The organism is Streptomyces sp. NPDC059371, from assembly GCF_042751995.1.
Lineage (GTDB): Bacteria > Actinomycetota > Actinomycetes > Streptomycetales > Streptomycetaceae > Streptomyces.
This window is the reverse complement of the sequence record NZ_JBHYXD010000036.1, coordinates 27,040-44,369: the sequence shown is the minus strand read 5'-3', so window position 1 is coordinate 44,369 and position 17,330 is coordinate 27,040. Positions and strand designations below refer to the sequence as shown.

Sequence of the window (17,330 nt, the reverse complement as noted above, 5' to 3'; positions counted from 1 at the left end):
GGCTCTCAGACCGGCAGCCTCCGGAACACCGCTCGCGGGGTGTGCCGCAGCGCCGACATGACCATCCGGAGAGCCCCCGGCACCCACACCGTCTCGGAGCGGCGCCTCAGCCCCAGCTCGATCGCCGCGGCCACCGCCTCCGGAGTGGTCGACAGCGGGACCTCGGGCAGATGGGCCGTCATCCGCGTACGGACGAATCCGGGGCGTACGACCATGACGTGCGCGCCCGTGCCGTGCAGCGCGTCCCCCAGGCCCTGCGCGAAGGCGTCCAGGCCCGCCTTGCTGGAGCCGTAGATGAAGTTCGAGCGGCGGGCGCGTTCGCCCGCGACCGAGGACAGCACCACCAGCGAGCCGTGCCCCTGCGTCTGCAGCGCCCGCGCGCACACCAGACCCGAAGACACCGCGCCCGTGTAGTTGGTCTGCGCGACCCGGACCGCCGCGACCGGCTCCTTCTCGTCCAGGGCCTGGTCACCGAGCACCCCGAACGCCATCAGGACCATGTCGATGTCGCCCTCGGCGAAGACCTTGCCGAGCACGGCCTCGTGGGACTCGGGATCGAGGGCGTCGAAGGCGAGGGTACGGACGTCCGCGCCGAGCCCCCGCAGCCGCTCGGCCGCCACCTCCAGGGCGGGCGTCGGGCGCCCGGCGAGCCACACCGTGCGGGTGCGCCGGGTGATCATCCGGCGCGCGGTGGCCAGCGCGATCTCGGACGTGCCGCCGAGAACCAGCAGGGACTGGGGGAATCCGAAGGCGTCCTTCATGACAGCTAGCTCCTAAGACGGGGAACCGGAGGGGCGTGCGGGAACGGGCGCTCCGCGGGCCGGGAGCGGCGTTGTACGGGCTGGGCCGGGAACAGCGTCGTACGGGCCGGGCCGGGAGGGCGCGGGGCGGGGCCGGGCCGGGAACGGCGCGGGCGCTCTACAGACCGAGGCGGCGGGACAGGTCCGAGGTGAAGACTCCCCGTGGGTCCAGCTCCCGGCGCAGCGAACGGAACGCGCCGAGCCGCGGATACATCGCTTCCAGCAGTTCGGGCCGCAGCCGCGCGTCCTTGGCGAGGTACACGCGCCCGCCGGCCCCCGCCACCTCCTCGTCCAGCTCGTCGAGGAAGGCGCCGAGGCCCGGCAGGCCCGCCGGGATGTCCAGGGCCAGGGTCCAGCCGGGCACGGGGAAGGACAGCCAGCCCGGATCGCCCTCTCCGAAGCGCTTCAGCACGGCGAGGAAGGACGGGCAGCGGCGCTGGGAGATGCGCCGCACGATCCGGCGCAGGGTCTCCTCCCGGCCGTGTCCGACGGCGAACTGGTACTGCACGAAGCCGCCGCGCCCGTAGACGCGGTTCCAGTGCGGCACCCCGTCGAGGGGGTGGAAGAAGGCCGGGATCGGCTGGAGTTCGCCGGTCCGCGCGCGGGGCGCCTTGCGGTACCAGAGCTCGTTGAAGAGGCCCACGGTCGTCCGCCCGAGGAGCCCTTCCGGCACGAACGAGGGCGCGGCCGGCAGGCGCGACGGGCGGAACGCCAGCGGGTGTCTGCGGGCCCGCGGGGGCAGCGCGTCCAGCGGCGCGTGATCGCCGCGGGTCAGCACCGAGCGCCCGGTCCCGGACCCGCGTGCGAGGAGGTCGATCCAGGCCACCGAGTAGCGGTACCGGTGGTCGGTGGCGGTGAGGCGGGCCATCAGGTCGTCCAGGTCCGCCGCGCGTTCGGTGTCGACGGACATCAGGCCGCTCTCCACCGGCTGGAGGCGGACGGTCGCCGTCAGGATCACCCCGGTCAGGCCCATGCCGCCCGCCGTCGCGTCGAACAGGGGGGTGCCGGGCCCGACGGTCCTGATCTCGCCGTCCGCCGTCAGCAGTTCGAAGGACAGGACGTGACGGGCGAAGGAGCCGGACACATGGTGGTTCTTGCCGTGGATGTCCGCGCCGATCGCGCCGCCCACGGTCACATAGCGGGTCCCCGGCGTCACGGGAACGAACCAGCCGAGGGGGAGCAGGACCTCCATGAGCCGGTGCAGGGACACCCCCGCGTCGCACAGCACCGTGCCGCCGCCCGCGTCGATGGCGTGGATCCGGTCCAGGCCCGTCATGTCGAGCACCGCACCGCCCGCGTTCTGCGCGGCGTCGCCGTAGGCCCGTCCGAGCCCCCGGGCGATCCCTCCCCGAGCCCCGCACTCCCGGACGGCGGCCGCCGCCTCCCCGTAGGTGCGCGGACGGACCAGACGGGCGGTGGTCGGGGCGGTGCGGCCCCAACCCGTGACGGAGACGGAGTCGGCAGGCATGACCGTGACCGTAGCGCCGCCGAGGGTGCACAACGGGGCAATCTACCCACCGCTCCCGGCTCCTCACCGAAATGGGTGATTAATGGGATGTCGTCCAAGATTGCCGTAGTTCTGCGACCGCTCCCTAGAAGAGTGGCCTCACATGGACGACCTTGACGACCGTGACGAGATGGATCGGCGGCTTGACGGCGTGGACCGTCCACCTGGCGACCTGGACCGCCGACTGCTGTCCGTGCTCCACGCGTACGGCGGGAATCCGCACGTCGCGGCCGTCGCACGCACGCTGTCCCGGAGCGGGGAGCACGGCGCCCTGTGGCTCGCCGCCGGGCTCGCCGGGGCGGCCGCCGACCGCGCGCGGCGCGGCGCGTGGCTGCGCGCGACGGCGCTCACCGCCGGCGCGCACCTCGCGAGCATGGGCGTGAAACGGATCGTGCGCCGCCCGCGCCCCACGCACGTGGCGCCCCGGGCGCGTACGGCCGGACGGCACTCCTTCCCCAGCTCCCACGCGGCCTCCGCCACCGCCGCGGCGGTGGCCTACGGCACGCTCGGCGCGTACGCCGTCCCGCCGCTCGCCGCCGCGATGTGCCTCTCGCGCCTCGTCGTCGGCGTCCACTACCCCACGGACGTCGCCGCCGGCGCGGCCCTCGGCGCCGCGGCGGCCGGACTGGGCGCCCGCTGGATCGGGGCCGGCCGTGACTGAGCGCACGGCGCTGCTGGAGCGCACCCCGGCCCTGGCCCCGCCACCGCGGAGCCTGAGCGGGATACTGCGGGGCCTCGTCCGGACCGCGCGCCCCCGCCAGTGGGTCAAGAACGTGCTCGTCGTGTCCGCCCCGGCCGCCGCCGGCCGGCTCTTCTCGCAGCACGCGGTCGCTCAACTCGCCCTGGTCTTCGTGCTGTTCACGGCCTGCGCCGCCGCCGTGTATCTGATCAACGACGCCCGGGACGCCGCCGCCGACCGCGCCCATCCCGTGAAGCGCGACCGCCCGGTGGCCGCGGGCCGAGTCCCGGTCCCGGTCGCGTACGCCGTCGGCGGCGCCCTCGCGGTCCTCGCGCCCGCGGCCGCCGCCTGGTTCTCCTCGGCTGCCGTCTGCGCGCTGCTGACCGCGTACCTCGGCATGCAGCTCGCGTACTGCGTGAGCCTCAAGCACGTGCTCGTCGTCGACCTCGTCGTCGTCACGACCGGGTTCCTGATGCGGGCCATGATCGGCGGCCTGGCCCTCGGCATCCCGCTCTCGCGCTGGTTCCTCATCACCACCGGCTTCGGGGCGCTGTTCATGGTCTCGGCGAAGCGCTACTCCGAAGCCGTGCAGATGGCGGGCACGGCGGGCGCCACCCGCGCGCTGCTCACCGAGTACACGACCGGCTACCTGCGTTTCGTCTGGCAACTCGCCGCCGGGGTCTCCGTCCTCGGCTACTGCCTGTGGGCCCTGGAGGAGGGCGGGGTGCCGAGCACCGGACTGCTGCCGTGGCGTCAGCTCTCCATGGTCGCCTTCATCCTGGCCGTCCTGCGCTACGCGGTCTTCGCCGACCGGGGCACGGCGGGCGAGCCGGAGGACGTGGTCCTGCGCGACCGTCCGCTCGCCCTCATCGGTCTGGTGTGGCTGGCGATGTACGGGCTCGCGGTGGCCAACTGGTGAGCGTCACCGAGGACCGGCCCGGCCCCGCTCTCCTCGCCGGCCACGGCGCGGACTCCGGGGCGCCCGCCGCCTCGGAGTCCGCCGTCGCGGAACGGGTGACGGCCCGCGAGGAGGCCTTCCCGCGGCGGCGGTTCCTGCGGGAGCTCCTCGGCTTCGCCGCGGTCGGGGTTCTCGCCTACGGGGCCGACCTCGGCCTGTTCGTCTGGCTCCGCGGCCCGGTGGGTCTCGGCCCTCTGACGGCCAAGGCGCTGTCCTTCCTCGCGGGCTGCTCGGTGGCGTACGCCGGGAACGCGCTCGGCACCTACCGGCACGCGGCGGCGAGGGGACCGCGGCAATACCTGATCTTCTTCGGGGTGAACATCGCGGGCGCGCTGGTGCAGTTGCTGTGCATCGCCGTCAGTCACTACGGGCTCGGGTTCACCTCATCGCGCGCGGACACCGTCTCCGGCGCGGGAGTCGGTATGGCGCTCGCCACGGTCCTGCGATTCTGGGGTACCCGGTCACTTGTTTTCCGAGGCGAGGGCAGAGTCGGATCATGGACTGGCTGAAAAAGATTCCCGGCGTGGGACCTTGGGTCGTACGCCTCATGGCGACGCACGCGTGGCGGTCGTACGAGCGGCTCGACCGCGTGAAGTGGACGCGGCTCGCCGCGGCGATGACCTTCATCAGCTTCGTGGCGCTGTTCCCGCTGCTGACCGTGGCCGCGGCGGTCGGGGCCGCCACGCTGAGCACACAGCAGCAGAAGGACCTCCAGGACAAGCTCGCCGAGCAGGTGCCGGGCATCTCCGACCAGCTCGACATCAACAGCCTCGTGCAGAACGCCGGCACGATCGGGCTCGTCGCGGGTGCCCTGCTGCTCGTCACCGGCATCGGCTGGGTCGGCTCCATGCGGGAGTGCCTGCGCGCGGTCTGGGAGCTGCCCGACAGCGAGGAGAACCCGCTTCTGCGCAAGATCAAGGACGGCGGAGTCCTCGTCGGTCTCGGCGGCGCCGTGCTCCTCACCATCGCCGTCTCCACCCTCGCGTCCACGGCGATGGGCTGGTCCGCGCGGCACATGGGCCTCGACGAGCACGGCTGGGGGACGACGCTGCTCCAGTTCGTCGCCTTCGCGGTGGCCGTGCTCGCCGACTTCCTGGTCCTGCTGTACGTGCTGACCCTGCTGCCCGGTGTGGAGCCGCCGCGCCGCCGGCTGATCGTGGCCGCGCTGATCGGCGCCGTCGGGTTCGAGCTGCTCAAGCTGCTGCTCAGCGGCTACATGCGGGGTGTGGCGTCGAAGAGCATGTACGGGGCTTTCGGCGTGCCGATCGCGCTGCTCCTGTGGATCAACTTCACCTCGAAACTGCTCCTGTACTCCGCCGCCTGGACGGCGACACCCAGCGAGGGCCAGGACCGGGAGGCGGCCGGCGAGGGCGAACCGGCCGGCGACGGCGAACCGGCGGGCCCGGAGGACCGGGGGGACTCGGGGGATCCGAAGAGCGCGACGAAGCCGCCCGAGTCCCGGGCGGTCAACGGCGGCGGCGCATCAGGTCCGGCAGCGGCCAGCGGCGGTTGACGAGGAAGACGCCCGCCGCGAGCAGGGCGAGGAAACCGCCCGTCAGGCCGAGCGCGATGCCGATGCCGCTCGAACCGCCCTTCGCCGCCGCGGTGGAGGCCGCCACCGGCTTCGTGGAGGTGTGCGCGGTGCCCGTACCGGAGCCCGTGCCGGGGCTCGACCCGTCCGACGCGTTCGCGCCCGGCTGGGCCGTGGTGTCCACGCCCTTGGGCGCGACCAGTTCGCCCACCGGCTGGACCTTGTCCGCGGCCTGGAACCCCCAGTCGAGCAGTTGCGCGGCCTCCTTGTAGACCTCGTTGTGCTCCTTCTTCTCCGGGTTCATGACCGTCACGAGCAGCACCTTGCCGCCCCGCTCGGCGACGCCCGTGAACGTGGCGCCCGCGTTGGTGGTGTTGCCGTTCTTCACACCCGCGATGCCCTGGTACGGGGTGATGTCGCTGTCTCCGGACAACAGCCGGTTGGTGTTCCGGATCTCGGCGGACGCGCGGGCGGACGTGCCCTTCTTGTTCCCGGCCGTCTTCCCGGTCGTCGCGCCGGGGAAGGCGGCCCGCACCGTCGAGCAGTACTCCCGGAAGTCCTTCTTCTGGAGCCCCGAACGGGCGAACAGCGTCAGGTCGTAGGCGGACGACACCTGGCCTCTGGCGTCGTAGCCGTCCGGGCTCACCACGTGCGTGTCGAGGGCCTGGAGGTCGTCCGCGTGCGCCTGCATGTCCTGGACCGTCTCGGGGATGCCGCCGTTCATCGCGGACAGCACGTGCACGGCGTCGTTGCCGGACTTCAGGAAGACACCGAGCCACAGGTCGTGGACGGTGTACGTCTGGTTCTCCTTTATGCCCACCACGCTGGAGCCCGCGCCGATGCCCGCCAGCTCGGCGGGGGTCACCTTGTGCGAGGTGCTCCTCGGGAACTTGGGCAGCACCGTGTCGGCGAACAGCATCTTCAGCGTGCTCGCGGGAGGCAGCCGCCAGTGCGCGTTGTGCGCGGCCAGGACGTCGCCGGACTCCGCGTCGGCGACGATCCAGGAACGGGCGGTGATGTCCGGAGGCAGGACGGGGGCGCCGGTGCCGAGGTCCACCTGGTTGCCCGGCCGGCCGAGCCGCTCGCCGCCGAGGCTCGACATGTTCGCCGGGGGCGTGGCCGACGGGGAGGAGGTGGGGCTCGCCGTCGGGCTCGCGTCATCGGTGTCGGCGAACGCGGGCGCGCCGAGGGAAACGGTCAGCAGAGTGGCGGAAGTGATCAACAGGGATCGTCGAATGGTCTTTTTCGAGGCGGGCACGATCGAGAAAGTACAGGGGTTGTGACCGGAATTCCCGTCACCATTCGGGGGAGCCGTCTCGCCCTCTCCACCCCGGCGCCGGATCACGTTGGCCGACGGCGATACTGAACGCATGAAGCTCAGCCGCCCCGTGTCCTGGTTCCTGCTCGCCTTCGGGGTGTGGAGTTGGGTCATTTGGGTCACTTTCGCTAAGAATCTCTGGAAAGACGCCAGTGGGCTCGCGTTCGACGACGCGGGCGGTCCGACCGCGTACTTCTGGGTGCATCTGACGCTCGCCGTCGTGTCGTTTGTCCTTGGGACGGCCGTCGGGGTCATCGGGTTGCGCGGCGTACGCGCTTTGCGCCAGACGTCATAACGGGGGGTACGGCGTCATGGTCATCTTGTTCGTGTTGGTGGGCCTGACCGTGCTGGCCGTGCTCGGCGGCCTGCACTGGTACGCCTGGCGCCGGCTGGTACGGGACACCACGAGCGGGCCCGGACCGGCCCGCCGGCTGGGCACGGTCCTCTTCGTCGCCGGGCCGCTGCTGATGGTCGGCGCCCTCGTGGCCGAGCGCGCGGGCGCCCCCTTCGCGCTCCAGCGGACGCTGGCCTGGCCCGGCTTCCTGTGGATGCCGCTGAGCCTCTACCTCGTACTGGCGCTGCTGGCCGGGGAGCTCGTGCGACCGCTCCTGCTCCGCGCCGACGCGCGCAGGGCGGCCCGGCGGCAGGAGACCGTCGGGGCCGTGGCCGCCGTGGCCGCCGTGGCCGCCGTGGCCGCCGAGGGTGCGGAGCCGCGCGAGAGTGCGCGATCCGCCTCCGGCGTGGCACCGGCGGGGAAGGAGCGGCCCGGACCCGCGGAGGCGCCGGAACCGGCGGGCTCGGCTGGACCGGCGGGCTCGGCTGGACCGGCTGAGCCGACTGGACCGGCGGGGCCCGCTGAAACCGCGGAAGCCGTGCCCGCGCCCTCGCGGCGGCTGTTCGTCTCGCGGGTCGTGGGGGGAACGGCCGCGGCCGTCGCCGTCGGGACCGTGGGCCACGGGACGTACGGCGTGCTGCGCGGGCCCAGGGTGAAGCGGGTCACCGTGCCGCTCGCCAGACTGCCCCGGTCCGCCCACGGTTTCCGGATCGCCGTCGTGAGCGACATCCACCTCGGACCGGTGCTCGGACGCGGATTCGCGCAGAAGGTCGTCGACACGATCAACTCCACGCAGCCCGATCTGATCGCCGTCGTCGGCGACCTGGTCGACGGCAGCGTGAAGAACCTCGGCCCCGCCGCCGCACCGCTCGCCGGGCTGCGCGCACGGCACGGGTCCTACTTCGTCACCGGGAACCACGAGTACTTCTCCGGAGCCGAGCAGTGGATCCAGGAGGTGCGGGAGCTGGGGATCCATCCCCTGGAGAACGCGCGGACCGAGCTGGCCGGATTCGACCTCGCCGGAGTGAACGACCTCCAGGGCGAGAGCGAGGGACAGGGACCCGACTTCGGCAAGGCGCTCGGAGACCGCGACACGACACGCGCCTGTGTGCTCCTCGCACATCAGCCAGTACAGATTCATGAAGCGGTACGCCACGGGGTCGACCTCCAGTTGTCCGGACACACCCATGGCGGACAGCTCTGGCCGGGCAACCTCATAGCGGCCGCCGCCAATCCGACGGTCGCCGGCCTGGACCGCTACGGCGACACACAGCTCTACGTCTCCCGGGGCGCCGGAGCCTGGGGGCCGCCCACCCGGGTCGGCGCGCCCTCGGACATCACGGTCGTCGAGCTGGCCTCACGCGAAGCCTGAGAATCCCCTGTGAAAGAGGGGCGGAAAAGATCATTTTCGTCGGTCCTGGGCACTTTCCCGATTCGCCTCCCCGGTCGAAACTCCTGTGATTAGGTGATCCGCGCCACTAAGGGAGTGGTGTGCGGGGCGCCTGGGGAGGGCACCGATGCGATCGGTTCGCTTATGGATTCTGGTGGCGCTGCTCGTCGTCGCGGGCGCGGGTGTGGCCGGCTGGCAGCTCCTGCCGGCGAAGGGGAACGACAACCGCACCATCACCGTGGGCACCACGGACGCCGTCACCTCGCTCGACCCGGCCGGCGCCTACGACGCCGGATCCTGGGCTCTGTTCAGCAATGTCTTCCAGTCGCTGCTCACCTTCGAGCCCGGCGGCGCCAAGCCCGTCCCGGACGCCGCCAAGAGCTGCGCGTTCAGCGACACGGGCCTGCGCACGTACCGCTGCACGCTCCGTGACGACCTGGCGTTCCCGAGCGGGCGCACGATGACCGCCGAGGACGTGAAGTTCTCCTTCGACCGCGTCAAGCGCATCAACGACGAGGTCGGGCCCGCCTCACTCCTGTCCACCCTGGGCAGCGTGGACGCGAGCGGCCGGACCGTCGTCTTCCATCTGTCCTCGCCCGACGCGACCTTCCCGTTCAAGCTGGCGACCGGCGCCGGGTCGATCGTCGACAGCACCCGCTACCCCAGGCGCAGCCTGCGCACCGGCTCCGGTGTCGACGGCACGGGACCCTACGTCCTGAAGACGTACGCGCACGGCTCGAAGGCCGTCCTCGCCCCCAACCCCCGCTATCTGGGTGCCGTCGACGGCCCCGGCAGCCCCGTCGTGCTGCGCTACTACGCCAACTCGGAGGCGCTGCAGGTGGCGTGGCGGGCGAAGGAGCTCGACGTCGTGGCCCGTCAGCTACCGCCCGCCGTGCTCGCCGCGCTCTCGCCGAGCGACCCCGCGCAGCGCGTCACGGAGGCCGACAGCGCCGAGACCCGCAACCTCGTCCTCGACGTGCGCGAGAGTTCGCCGCTGCACGACCGGCGGGTCCGGCAGGCACTCGCCTCGCTGATCGACCGCCAGGAGCTGGTCGACCGGACGTACCGCGGAACCACCGACGCGCTGTACGGGCTGATCCCGGCGGGTATCACCGGGCACGCGACCTCGTTCTTCGACGCCTACCCGAAACCGGACCCCAAGAAGGCGCGGGCCCTGCTGACCGAGGCCGGGGTCTCCCTGCCCGTGCGCTTCACCTACGGGTTCGCCGAGGGACGGGGTGCCGCGGGCGAGGAGGCGGCCGAGCTCAAGCGGCAACTGGAGGCCGACGGACTCTTCAAGGTGACGACCGAGGGGTTCGAGTGGACCGAGTTCCAGAAGAAGTACGCGGAGGGCGGGCTGGACGCCTGGGCGGTCGGCTGGGTCGCCGACTATCCCGACGCGGACACCTTCGGCGCGCAGCTCGTCGGCACCGGCAACAGCATGAAGAACGGCTACACCAACAACGAGGTCGACCGGCTGATCAAGGAGACGCAGGACGACGCCGACCGAAGCCGCACGGCGGACGCGTTCCACCGGCTGCAGACGCGCGTCGCGGTGGACGTCCCGCTGATTCCGCTGTGGCAGCGCAAGGACTACGTCATCAGCACCGAGGACATCAGCGGCGGCCAGTACCTGTCCGACGGGACCGGGGTCTTCCGTCTCTGGCGACTGAACTGGCTGTGACGATGACGACGGCCCCGGGAACCAGGGCCGTCCGCGTCACGGCCGGGGGACCTAGGCCGTGTCCGACCTAGGGGTGTGGCGTGGATCCGTACGCCGTCAGGAAGCGGTCGCGGAACGAACTCATCTTCCACACCGGGGCGTTGTGCTCGGGCTGGAGTCCGTCCGTCCAGCCCCAGTCGGCGATCTTGTCGAGCACCTTGGGGTCCTTGGCGACGATCGAGACGGGCACGTCGCGGCTGGCGTGGCTGCCGCTGACCCGCGCTATCGGCTGGTGGTCTCCGAGGAAGATCAGCACGGTGTTCTTGTTGCCGTACTTCACCAGGTAGTCGATCAGGCTCGTCACCGAGTACGAGATCGCCTTGCCGTACTCCACCTTCGACTTCTGTGAGCTGGTGATGATGTCGCCGGGCTTCTTGCCGGCCTTCTGGATGGCGTCGTAGACCGAGCCGTCACCGACCTGGTCCTGGGGGACCGTCCTGGGGAGGGGCGCCCAGGGCTGGTGGCTGGAGGTCAGGATGATCGTCGACATCAGCGGTTTGTCGTGCTTCTTGCTGTGCACCAGGCGTTCGAACGCGGTCAGGGCGTACTGGTCGGGCATGGTCGACCAGCTGAACTTCGGTCCCTTGTACCCGAGGTGGAAGGCGTCGTAGAGCTTGTCGATGCCGTAGAACTTCTGCTCGGGCCAGCCCTTCTGGATGCCTGGCATGACGCCCACGGTGTCGTAGTCGCCCGTCCTCTTGAAGGCGCTGATCAGGGAGAGGTGGTCGCCGGCGGTCACCGTGCGGTAGCGCTGCTGGTTGTTGATCCACAGGCCCGACAGGAACGTCGAGTGGCCGAGCCAACTGCTGCCGCCGTACGTCGCCGAGGTGAGCCAGCCGCTCTTCGCCGCGAAACCGGCCCGGGTCAGCTTCTCGTTCTCCGCGGTCAGGGTCGCGTCGACGTCCGGTGCGATGACCGGGTCCTCGACGGCGCTGCGGCCGTAGCTCTCGATGAACGTGACGATCATGTCCTTGCCGCGCAGATCGGTGAGCATCTCGTCGGGCGGTGTGTTCGCGAAGTCGTCCTTCTTGGCGATCTTGGCGAACTCGGCTTCGTCCCGCAGGGTGTTCCGCACCCGCGCCGCCCTGTCCTGGACGACCAGCGCGGCGTGCTCGGAGGCGATGGGCACCCCGGTGTACTGCACGCCGAGCGCCGCGCAGGTGACCCAGGCCATGGCCAGGACCAGGGTCGTGCGGGTCGCCGTCTCGGTGTTCCTGGCCACCAGGTTGCCGAGCCGGACGACCGAGAGCGTCATGAGGACCAGGATGGCGATCACGAGCGTCACGGCCAGCGCCGCGATGCCGAGCGCGCCGCCGTGGCCGAACGTGTCCTGGAGGTAGGCCTGCGCGTCACCGAACAGCGACCAGTCGAGGACGACGTTGAAGCCGCGTCCGAGGTATTCGTTGAAGCCGATGTCGAGGATGTTCAGGATCGTCAGCACGCCGAGGACCAGCCCGGCGGCCACCGACAGCGCGATCCGCGGCCGGCGGGGCAGGACGATCAGCAGCGCGCCACCGAAGATCGCCTCCACGGGGAGCCGCAGGAATTCCGCCGGACGGAAACTGTCCGACCGGCTCGGCATGAGCAGCGCGAACAGGACGAGCGCGGCGGCGACGAGGGTGGTCGTCCAGGCGAGGGTGCGGGCGGTAACGGGATGCCGGCCCCGCCACCCGCTCCCCGGGCCGGACCCGGACGGCTCGCCCCCCGGAGGCTCCTCGCCGCCCCCGGCCCCGTCCCCCGGGACGGCGTCGGGGACGTCCGGAGTACCGGGTGCGTCCTCCTCGTCCGAGGGCGCGGGCGAGGCCGCGTCCAAGGCTTCGTCCGAACCGATCGAGGCGGCCTCCTCGGTCGTGGTGACGTCGGGGGCCGCCCCGGCCGCTGCCTCTCCCTCACCCGAGGCGGCGGCGTCCTCATCCGTGTCGGTCTCGGTGTCGGTGTCGGTCTCGGTGTCCGTGTCCGTGTCGGTGTCGGTGTCCGCGTGCGGCTCCTGCGTCGGCTCGTCGCGCGGAGGTGTCTCGTCGGTGTTCGGTAGCTGTCGAGAGCTCGTTTTGAACGACAACCCGGCGGTCCTTCCGTGCGAAGCGCGGTGGCGGCGTGGCGGGCCGATCGGAAGCGGCCGAAGCGCCCTCATCGAGGTGTACGGGGCCGCGGCGGCCCGTGTTCAACCGCCTCGGTCAGCTTCTGTCCAAGTCCGTTTCCGCAGGTCAGAGCAGGGTGAGAGAGGTTCCTCGGCGGCCGCGGCGGACTCCGAAGTGTCACCGGCCCCGCACCGGCAGCGTCACCGTCACCGCCAGCCCCTCGCCGGGGGCCGTCCGGACCGCGACGCTTCCCCCGTGGGCCCGCACCACGCCCTCCACGATCGCCATCCCGAGCCCGCTGCCCGCGCCGCCGCCGGCCCGGAAGAAGCGGTCGAAGACACGCGCCGCGTCCTCCTCCGAGAGCCCGGGGCCCTTGTCCGCGACACACAGCCGCAGGACGCCGTCCGCGCGCTCCAGACCGAGCCGCACGGGCACGTCGCCGGGTGTGTGGGTGCGTACGTTGCCGACGAGGTTGCCCAGCACCTGCCGCAGCCCCGATTCGTCGGCCTGCACCAGCAGGGTGCCGTCGGCCTCCACGGTCACCGGACGGCCGGGCTGCTGGGCCCGCAGATCCGCGGCCGCGTCCCGCACGAGCCGGCTCAGGTCGACGTTCCTGAAGCGCAGCTCGGGCCGCTGGTCGAGGCGGGCCAGGGTGAGCAGCTCGTCGACCAGCCGGCCCATCCGGTCGGCCTCCCCGTTCATCCGGTCCCAGGCACGCCTGCGCTCGACGGGGTCGGTCAGCATCCCCTTCTCGTAGAGCTGGAGGTAGCCGCGGATGGCCGCCAGCGGGGTGCGCAGCTCGTGCGAGGCGTCCCCGACGAACCGGCGGAGCTGGGCGGCGCTGTCCTCGCGCGTCCGGTAGGCCGACTCGACCTGGTGCAGCATGGAGTTGAGCGCGAGCCGGAGCTGTTCGACCTCCTGGGTCGGATGCTGGCTGGAGGGGACGCGCCGGGTCAGATCGCCCTCGGCGATGGCGGACGAGGTCTCCACCATGGCCTCCAGCGGCAGCATCCGGCGGCGCACGCTGAACATCGTCAGGCACGCGAGGAGCGCCAACAGCAGGGTGCCCACGGCCAGATCGAGCTTGAGTGCCTTCGCGATGCCCTTGTGCAGTCCGTCGGTCGAGCTGCCGAACAGGACGTAGGTCCCGTCGGCGAGCCGTGTCCCGGTCGCCCGGTAGTCGGCGCCGCGCACGGTGACGTCGCGCGGTTCGACGGCGCGGGCCAGGTCGCCGGGGTCGCCCACGGCGGCGGCGAACGCGTGCTGGGTGTCGGTGGGTTCGTAGCCGGCCACCTCGACGGCCCGGCCGCTCCGGTCGACGGCCGCGAAGATCGATTCCGGCTTCGACGACTCGTCCGCGGCGGGTCCGATCCGCTCGTGCACGAACGCGAGGGCGCTCAGCGAGTCGATCTGGCGCATGGTGAGCTGCGAACCGCCCAGCGACGCACGGGTCTTGATGAGCTGGGCGTCCACCTGGTCGAGCAGGTAGTGCCGCATGCCCATCAGGCTCACGGCGGTCGCCACCACGATGCCCAGGGCCAGCAGTCCCACGTTCGCGATCGTGAGCTGGCCGCGCAGCGAGTGGATTCCGTGCCTGCGGCGCGTGGGGCGGCAGCCGGGCCGGACGGGCGGGTTCACGCGAGCCCGTATCCCACGCCCCGGCGGGTCTGGATCACCGGTGGACCCAGCGGTTCGAGCTTGCGCCGCAGGTAGCTGATGTACGTCTCGACGACCGTCGACTCGGCGGGGTGCTCGTACTGCCAGACGTGGCGCAGGAGTTGCTCCTTGGGTACGATCCGGCCGCCGTTGCGGACGAGGAAGCGCAGCAGCGCGTACTCGGTGGGGGTGAGTTCGACCGTGGTTCCCGCGCGGTGGACGCGGTAGGTCGTCTCGTCCAGCTCCAGGTCGCCGTAGCGCAGGGGCGGGCGCTGGGGCAGGACGTCGTCGGACCGGGTGCGGCGCAGGACGGCGGTGATGCGGGCGACGACCTCGTCGATGTTGAACGGTTTGGTGATGTAGTCGTCGCCGAAGCCGAGCGCGCCGACGATCTCGGCGGGCGCGTCCCGCGCGGTGAGGAAGACGACGGCCAGGTCCGGCTGCCGCAGGCGCAGTTCACGGCCGAGTGCCCGGCCGTCGCCGTCCGGGAGCATCACGTCGAGCAGGGCCGCGTCGGGGCGGGTGCGCTCGGCGAGTGCCAGGGCCTCGCGGACGCATCCCGCGGCCATCACCTCGAAGCCGTGGTAGCGCAGCGCGATGGTCAGGACGTCCGCGATGCTCGGCTCGTCCTCGACGACGAGCACGGTGGCTGCCTCGTGAGCGGTCATGTCCCCAGTATCGGCGGGGCCGTTGACGGCGTGGGCCGTTCGCTCCTTGGAGTTCCTTGAGAGTCATGCGCGGGTCGTGTCCACCCGCCCGCCCGGCCGCGAATCCTGGTGACCAGGACCTGGGGGACCGACCGACTAAGGAGCGTTGAACGTGGCGGCATTGGCGCGGTGGTGCTATCGGCACCGGCTGGTGGTCCTGTTGCTGTGGGTGGGTGCGCTGTTCGGTCTCGGGTTCGCGGCGACCACCGCGGGCACGGACTACGCGAACGTGTTCTCCCTTCCGAACACGGACTCCAAGCGTGCGTACGACCAGATGGAGAAGGCCTTCCCCGACAGCGCGGGGGACACCGACACGGTGGTGTGGAAGGTCGCGGACGGCAAGGTCGGGGACGCCTCCGTGCGCGACCGGATCCAGCCCGTCCTGGACGAGATCGCGGGCATGAAGGGTGTGGGCCAGGTCACGGGTCCGTACCAGGGCGAACGGGGCGCCGCGCAGATCAGCCGTGACGGCACGATCGCGTACGCCCAGATCACCTTCGCCGAGCAGGCGAACGCCGTACCGAAGGAACTGGTGCAGGACGTCGTCGACACCGCGCAGGGTGCCGAACGGGCCGGACTCCAGGTGGAGTTGGGCGGGCAGGCGATCCAGCGGGTGCAGGAGCCGCCCACCGGGCTCGCCGAGATGGTCGGCGTCCTGGCCGCGGCGGTCGTCCTCTTCCTCGCCTTCGGTTCGCTGTTCGCCATGCTGCTCCCGATCGGCATCGCGGTCTTCGGGGTCGGTACGGGGCTGTTCTCCACGCAGTTGCTGAGCCACACCACGGACATCCCGGACCTGGCCCCGCTGCTGGCCACCCTGATCGGCCTCGGCGTCGGCATCGACTACGCGCTGTTCATCGTCACCCGGCACCGGCGCGGTCTTCTGCGGGGCCTGGCGCCCGAGGAGTCGGCGGTCGTCGCCCTCAACACCTCCGGACGGGCGGTGCTGTTCGCGGGCGGCACGGTGTGCATCGCGCTCGCGGGCATGCTCGTGACGAACCTCCGCTTCCTGGACGGCGTGGTCATCGGCACCTCCCTGACCGTCGTGTTCAGCGTGCTCGCCGCCACCACGCTGCTGCCCGCCCTCCTCGGCGTCCTCGGCACCCGGGTGCTCAGCCGCCGCCAGCGGCGCAAACTGGCGGAGCGGGGCCCGGAGCCGGAGCGGGCGAGCGGGGCCGCGGCCCGCTGGTCGATGAGCGTGCAGCGCCGGCCCCGTACGATCGCCGCCCTCGCGCTGGCCGTGATGGCGGTCCTCGCGGTCCCCGTCCTGTCGCTGCACCTCGGCGCCACCGACCAGGGCAACGACGACGGCACGACGACGACCCGGCAGGCCTACGACCTGCTCGCCGAGGGCTTCGGGCCCGGCTTCAACGGTCCGCTGCAGGTGGTCGTGACCGGCGGTGACACGGACGCCCTGGCCAAGAGCATCGAGGGCACGCCCGGGGTCGCCGCGGTCGCCGCGCTGCCGCCCGCCAAGGGCGTGACGGTGATCCAGGTGGTGCCGACGACGTCACCGCAGTCGGTGAAGACCGACCGGCTCATCGACACCCTGCGGGACCGGGTGATCCCGGACGCCGGCGCGACGGCCCACGTCGGCGGGGTCACCGCCGTGTCGAAGGACTTCGCCACGATCACCGGCGACCGGCTGCCGTGGTTCGTCGCCACGATCATCGGACTCGGCTTCCTGCTCCTGCTGATCGCGTTCCGCTCCCTGGTGGTCCCGCTGACGGCCGCGCTGATGAACCTGATCGCGGCCGCCGCGTCCTTCGGAGTCCTGGTCGCGATCTTCCAGTGGGGCTGGGGCCTGGAATTGCTGGGCCTCGGCAAGGAGGGCCCGATCAACGCGTTCCTGCCCGTCATCATGCTCTCGCTGCTGTTCGGCCTCTCCATGGACTACCAGGTGTTCCTGGTGAGCCGCATGCACGAGGAGTGGGTGCACACGAAGGACAACGCGCGCGCGGTGCGCGTCGGGCTGGCCGAGACCGGCCGCGTCATCAACTCGGCCGCCCTGATCATGGTGTGCGTCTTCCTCGCCTTCGTCCTGAGCGGGGACGCGGGAGCGGCGATGGCGGGGGTCGGCCTCGCGGCCGCGGTCGCCCTGGACGCCTTCATCCTGCGTACGGCCCTGGTGCCCGCCGCGATGCATCTGCTCGGCGACTCCAACTGGTGGCTGCCCGCGTGGCTGGACAAGCGGCTGCCGCATCTGGCGGTCGAGCCCGCGGAGGAGCCGTCGAAGGACGCGGCGCCGGCCGGCGGCGGTGCCTCGGCCGTGCACGGCTTCGTCCGTGACGCGGACGGCGAGCCCGTCGACGGGGCGGTCCTCACGCTGCTGTCCAAGGGAGGCCGGCAGCTCGACCGGGTGACCTCGCTGGCCGACGGTTCCTACATCGTCTCGGTCCCGGCCCCGGGGACGTATCTGCTGTCGGCGACGGCCCGTTCGTACGGGGCGCGGGCCCGGCACGTCGCCGTGACCGACGAGCCGCTGGTGCACGATGTGGAGCTGGTCCAGGGAGAGGTGGACGCCGACGCGGTCAACTGAAGCCGCCCGGCGGCCAGTCGCCGGACCGTCCCGGCGCACGGGGGGGGCCCCCCCCCCGGGGGGGCCGGCGGACACAGTGGCCCCCCCCGGGGGGGGGGGCGGCGCGGCGGCGA

General features: G+C 71.9%; 14 protein-coding genes. 8 read left to right on the top strand and 6 right to left on the bottom strand.

Annotation, left to right across the window (positions count from 1 at the left end):
• Positions 1–5: 5 nt before the first annotated feature.
• Positions 6–761, bottom strand: a complete 756-nt coding sequence (locus ACFXGX_RS21335) for a decaprenylphospho-beta-D-erythro-pentofuranosid-2-ulose 2-reductase (RefSeq protein WP_384793427.1) — start codon at positions 759–761, stop codon at positions 6–8.
• 157 nt (positions 762–918) lie between these two features.
• Positions 919–2,268, bottom strand: coding sequence for an FAD-binding protein (locus ACFXGX_RS21330; RefSeq protein ID WP_384793424.1), 1,350 nt, complete (start codon positions 2,266–2,268; stop codon positions 919–921).
• Between the two features lie 169 nt (positions 2,269–2,437).
• Here ACFXGX_RS21330 and ACFXGX_RS21325 point away from each other — a divergent pair, with 169 nt between their 5' ends.
• The 4 genes from ACFXGX_RS21325 to ACFXGX_RS21310 all read left to right on the top strand — a co-directional run bounded on the left by ACFXGX_RS21325 (position 2,438) and on the right by ACFXGX_RS21310 (position 5,457).
• A complete protein-coding gene (locus ACFXGX_RS21325; protein WP_384793510.1) occupies positions 2,438–2,968 on the top strand; it encodes a phosphatase PAP2 family protein in 531 nt (176 codons plus the stop codon).
• Positions 2,961–3,905, top strand: a complete 945-nt coding sequence (locus ACFXGX_RS21320) for a decaprenyl-phosphate phosphoribosyltransferase (RefSeq protein WP_384793421.1) — start codon at positions 2,961–2,963, stop codon at positions 3,903–3,905. Before ACFXGX_RS21325 ends, ACFXGX_RS21320 begins: the two co-directional genes overlap by 8 nt.
• Before the next feature lie 95 nt (positions 3,906–4,000).
• Positions 4,001–4,453: a GtrA family protein gene (locus ACFXGX_RS21315; RefSeq protein WP_384793507.1), complete on the top strand. Its 453-nt coding sequence runs from the start codon at positions 4,001–4,003 to the stop codon at positions 4,451–4,453.
• Positions 4,441–5,457, top strand: a complete 1,017-nt coding sequence (locus ACFXGX_RS21310) for a YihY/virulence factor BrkB family protein (protein ID WP_384793418.1) — start codon at positions 4,441–4,443, stop codon at positions 5,455–5,457. Before ACFXGX_RS21315 ends, ACFXGX_RS21310 begins: the two co-directional genes overlap by 13 nt.
• Here ACFXGX_RS21310 and ACFXGX_RS21305 read toward each other — a convergent pair.
• Positions 5,411–6,733, bottom strand: a complete 1,323-nt coding sequence (locus ACFXGX_RS21305) for a D-alanyl-D-alanine carboxypeptidase family protein (RefSeq protein WP_384793415.1) — start codon at positions 6,731–6,733, stop codon at positions 5,411–5,413. The genes ACFXGX_RS21310 and ACFXGX_RS21305 overlap by 47 nt on opposite strands.
• A 112-nt stretch (positions 6,734–6,845) precedes the next feature.
• On the opposite strand from ACFXGX_RS21305, the gene ACFXGX_RS21300 reads away from it, so the two are divergent.
• From ACFXGX_RS21300 to ACFXGX_RS21290, 3 genes are all read left to right on the top strand, one after another.
• Complete coding sequence (locus ACFXGX_RS21300) at positions 6,846–7,088, top strand: SCO4848 family membrane protein (RefSeq protein ID WP_384793413.1); 243 nt, start codon at positions 6,846–6,848, stop codon at positions 7,086–7,088.
• Between the two features lie 16 nt (positions 7,089–7,104).
• Positions 7,105–8,499: a metallophosphoesterase gene (locus ACFXGX_RS21295; RefSeq protein ID WP_384793410.1), complete on the top strand. Its 1,395-nt coding sequence runs from the start codon at positions 7,105–7,107 to the stop codon at positions 8,497–8,499.
• Positions 8,500–8,644: 145 nt separating this feature from the next.
• Positions 8,645–10,201, top strand: a complete 1,557-nt coding sequence (locus ACFXGX_RS21290; protein WP_384793407.1) for an ABC transporter substrate-binding protein — start codon at positions 8,645–8,647, stop codon at positions 10,199–10,201.
• 67 nt (positions 10,202–10,268) lie between these two features.
• On the opposite strand, the gene ACFXGX_RS21285 is transcribed toward ACFXGX_RS21290, so the two are convergent.
• The 3 genes from ACFXGX_RS21285 to ACFXGX_RS21275 form a co-directional block, all read right to left on the bottom strand.
• Positions 10,269–12,299 (bottom strand): sulfatase-like hydrolase/transferase, encoded by a 2,031-nt coding sequence (locus ACFXGX_RS21285; RefSeq protein ID WP_384793404.1) that lies wholly within the window; start codon positions 12,297–12,299, stop codon positions 10,269–10,271.
• 196 nt (positions 12,300–12,495) lie between these two features.
• Positions 12,496–13,956 carry an ATP-binding protein gene (locus ACFXGX_RS21280; RefSeq protein WP_384793401.1) on the bottom strand — a complete coding sequence of 487 codons (1,461 nt, stop codon included), beginning with the start codon at positions 13,954–13,956 and terminating at the stop codon, positions 12,496–12,498.
• Positions 13,953–14,642, bottom strand: a complete 690-nt coding sequence (locus ACFXGX_RS21275; RefSeq protein ID WP_384793398.1) for a response regulator transcription factor — start codon at positions 14,640–14,642, stop codon at positions 13,953–13,955. Before ACFXGX_RS21275 ends, ACFXGX_RS21280 begins: the two co-directional genes overlap by 4 nt.
• Positions 14,643–14,802: 160 nt before the next feature.
• On the opposite strand from ACFXGX_RS21275, the gene ACFXGX_RS21270 reads away from it, so the two are divergent.
• Positions 14,803–17,217: an MMPL family transporter gene (locus tag ACFXGX_RS21270; RefSeq protein WP_384793503.1), complete on the top strand. Its 2,415-nt coding sequence runs from the start codon at positions 14,803–14,805 to the stop codon at positions 17,215–17,217.
• The last annotated feature ends 113 nt before the right edge of the window (positions 17,218–17,330 follow it).

What these genes read in the sequence shown, in the direction of transcription:
- ACFXGX_RS21330 (WP_384793424.1), bottom strand. Translation starts at nt 2,268, where the DNA reads ATGCCTGCCGACTCCGTCTCCGTCACGGGTTGGGGCCGCACCGCCCCG.
- ACFXGX_RS21275 (WP_384793398.1), bottom strand. Translation starts at nt 14,642, where the DNA reads ATGACCGCTCACGAGGCAGCCACCGTGCTCGTCGTCGAGGACGAGCCG.
- ACFXGX_RS21295 (WP_384793410.1), top strand. Translation starts at nt 7,105, where the DNA reads ATGGTCATCTTGTTCGTGTTGGTGGGCCTGACCGTGCTGGCCGTGCTC.
- ACFXGX_RS21335 (WP_384793427.1), bottom strand. Translation starts at nt 761, where the DNA reads ATGAAGGACGCCTTCGGATTCCCCCAGTCCCTGCTGGTTCTCGGCGGC.
- ACFXGX_RS21325 (WP_384793510.1), top strand. Translation starts at nt 2,438, where the DNA reads ATGGATCGGCGGCTTGACGGCGTGGACCGTCCACCTGGCGACCTGGAC.
- ACFXGX_RS21310 (WP_384793418.1), top strand. Translation starts at nt 4,441, where the DNA reads ATGGACTGGCTGAAAAAGATTCCCGGCGTGGGACCTTGGGTCGTACGC.
- ACFXGX_RS21290 (WP_384793407.1), top strand. Translation starts at nt 8,645, where the DNA reads ATGCGATCGGTTCGCTTATGGATTCTGGTGGCGCTGCTCGTCGTCGCG.
- ACFXGX_RS21300 (WP_384793413.1), top strand. Translation starts at nt 6,846, where the DNA reads ATGAAGCTCAGCCGCCCCGTGTCCTGGTTCCTGCTCGCCTTCGGGGTG.